This is a genomic window from Streptomyces sp. NPDC046900, from assembly GCF_040644975.1.
Lineage (GTDB): Bacteria > Actinomycetota > Actinomycetes > Streptomycetales > Streptomycetaceae > Streptomyces.
Window position 1 is genome coordinate 1 of sequence record NZ_JBEYXD010000221.1, and the last position, 2,575, is coordinate 2,575.

A 2,575-nucleotide genomic window follows, 5' to 3' on the forward strand; every position below is an offset into this window, starting at 1 on the left:
GCATGCGACGACCCGTCCCCGCACGGCAAGGGATATATCGGGCACCCAGCCGTTCACGGCGGCAACGTCAGACCACAGACGAATCGAGGCCAATGACAGTGCCGCAGAGTCTGCTACGACCGCACCGACGAGAGGCCATTGGAGTTGTAGTCGACCTATTCCTTCCGCGTCTACGCCTCGGCCGGGCGGCAAGGACGGAGTTGCAGGCCATTTCGCAGGCATCCCCACGTGCGACAGCTCGGCTGCCTGCGCATCCGTCGCACCTGAAGCGGTCCTTGAACGCCCACTTCAGGTGCTTGACGGCCAGGTTCACAAACTGATGACGCCACTCGTAAAGATCAGAATTAGGGTCAGGCAACTGCGTTCCGCCCCGGCGGCCGGTCACAGCTCCCCGCCCTGCTCCGCAGGAGTCCCTTCTTTCCCCCGCCTGAACGCGGAGGCACCCACGGAAGGCCCGATGAAGTCTCCCTCTTCCTCGCCGGCCTCTTGATCACCTGAAGCACATCCGACGGCTTGGTGGCTCTCTCGGCGGTGGGGAGGATTTCGTAACGCCGACATCTCTAGCTTGTAGCTTCTCCAGGTATTATAGTGAACGCTACATACAGGTCATTGCCAGCCGTAGGACATCCCCAATCTCTGCGTATTGCGCCTCGACGGCCTGAGGAACGAAAGGATCCGCAATGCCCTCCACCATGATCCTTACGCAATCACGTCGCCTTTTCGAGGCGACAATCGCTCCCGAGCTCGCCCTAGTGCCTCAGGCACGGAACACCGCATTCGCGATCATGCAACTCTGGGACATAGATGAGTCACTTGCCGAAGATGTGCGGCTGACCGTATCCGAACTGGTCTCCAACGCGATAGAGCACGGTACCGGACGGGTCGAGCTGAGGATGACGGAGATGGCCGGCAAAGTGACGGTCGAAGTGTCCGACTGCAATCCCACGTCTCCCCAAATTCGCAACCCCCATGAGGACGACCCGAGGGGGCGGGGTCTGATGATCGTCGCAAGTCTCGCGCATCGCTGGGGCGTGAGTGAGGACGGCTACTCGGCCTGGGCCGCATTCCTTGATCACTCGAGGCGGGCCGAGGGCGGGGCGGGGGCCTAAGCGCAGGCTGGAGCTCAAGGCCGCACCTTCTGGTGGCCGTGATGGGCAGCATGCGTCCCGCATCCACCGCGTAATGCATGCTGCGGCACGGTGCGAGCTGGGCGTTCCTTCCCGCGTGCACTTGGGGACACGTCTGCCAACTCCAGCCCGCAGCCGGTGCGTTTACCGTGGCCTTGGCCCGGCACCGCCGTCTTCCTCCGAGCGGGGACCAGATCGCGTCCCTGGGCATCGAAGGTAGAGCGGGTCTACGACGCCGCCGAGCGACCAACAGGGCTAGACCGATCGTTCTCTCCCGCCATTCGCTAACCTGGGCGTATGAGCCAGAGGACGAAAGAAGGCGGCACGTCGGAAGCGCGATCGCGGCTTCTCAGCACGGCGACCAGGATCTTCTACACGGAGGGAATCCACTCCGTTGGCGTCGACCGCATTGTTGCGGAGGCGCAGGTCACCCGTGCCACGCTGTACCGGCATTTCACGGGCAAGGAAGACCTCGTCCTCGCGTACCTCGACCAGACCGACCGGGATCTCCGGGCGCAGGCCGAGGCCGCTCAGGCACGCGAACAGTCGGCGGCCGACAAGATCCGGGCCATCTGCCAGACCATCGCCGCAGGTATCCAGTACCCAGGATTCCGCGGATGCGCCTTCCTCAACGCTGCGGCCGAATACCCCGACCCCGACCATCCGGTCCACCGAGCCGTCCTGGCCCACCGGCAGTGGTTCAAGGAGACCGTCACGGGGTTGCTGGCCCAGACAGGCGACACACCCGCCGGACCCGCCGGCCGGCATCTCGTCATGCTCCGGGACGGCGCCATGGCCTCCGGCTGTCTGTCCGACCCAGAACTGGTCTCCGAGACCTTCCTGCAGGGCGTCGAGGGCATCCTGCGGACCCGCTCCGCCTGACCGGCCGCGTCGTCCTGCGCGGCCGCCCCGTCCGCCAACTGAACGGCGGGCACTCCGGCCATGTCCCACGACCGGACCTCACAGCCCCACGACCGGACCTCACAGCCTGCCTGCCGGTCCCGCGCCGGACGTGCCGGTCAGTGTGTCGGCTTTCGGTCAGGGCCGCCAAAGCGGGTACTCCCGCTCGGCCCACTTCCAGCCGTTCCGCCGAGCAACGCTTCCGTGCCACGCTGCAGAGCGGGGGCGGCGACGACGCCGAGCGCACCCAGCCCGAGCATGCCGAGGAAGACCCTCCGCCCGACAGGAGCACCCCGGCCCTCCGGTGATTCAGAGTTCACGTATTCATCCCCCAGGGGCTCCTCGGACCAGAAGCCACTGGTCCACGTCACATTGCGCATGCCTTCGCCTCGCGTGGCTCGGGCGCTTCGGCAATGCCGCCATCCGTTGGCCTGCGACTGCACACATGGCGGTCTGCACACATGGCGGGGCGCCGCCACGGACCCGCACACCGCCGAGCACACACCGCCCAGCGCGGCGAGGTGAGCGACGTAGTGCACGTCGCTCAC

Annotated in this window: 2 protein-coding genes and 1 pseudogene; 2 read left to right on the forward strand and 1 reads right to left on the reverse strand. The window is 65.9% G+C overall.

From position 1 onward, the window contains the following. Nucleotides 1-680: 680 nt before the first annotated feature. Together ABZ904_RS51015 and ABZ904_RS51020 are read left to right on the forward strand one after the other, a co-directional pair. Nucleotides 681-1,109, forward strand: a complete 429-nt coding sequence (locus ABZ904_RS51015) for an ATP-binding protein (protein ID WP_361000451.1) — start codon at nt 681-683, stop codon at nt 1,107-1,109. A gap of 315 nt (nt 1,110-1,424) precedes the next feature. After that, nucleotides 1,425-2,009 carry a TetR/AcrR family transcriptional regulator gene (locus tag ABZ904_RS51020; RefSeq protein ID WP_359402639.1) on the forward strand — a complete coding sequence of 195 codons (585 nt, stop codon included), beginning with the start codon at nt 1,425-1,427 and terminating at the stop codon, nt 2,007-2,009. A 206-nt stretch (nt 2,010-2,215) separates the two neighbouring features. Here the strand turns inward: ABZ904_RS51020 and ABZ904_RS51025 are convergent. Beyond that, nucleotides 2,216-2,347: pseudogene (locus tag ABZ904_RS51025) on the reverse strand (oxidoreductase); the annotation flags it as partial. Nucleotides 2,348-2,575 lie beyond the last annotated feature (228 nt).

What these genes read in the sequence shown, in the direction of transcription:
- ABZ904_RS51020 (WP_359402639.1), top strand. Translation starts at nt 1,425, where the DNA reads ATGAGCCAGAGGACGAAAGAAGGCGGCACGTCGGAAGCGCGATCGCGG.
- ABZ904_RS51015 (WP_361000451.1), top strand. Translation starts at nt 681, where the DNA reads ATGCCCTCCACCATGATCCTTACGCAATCACGTCGCCTTTTCGAGGCG.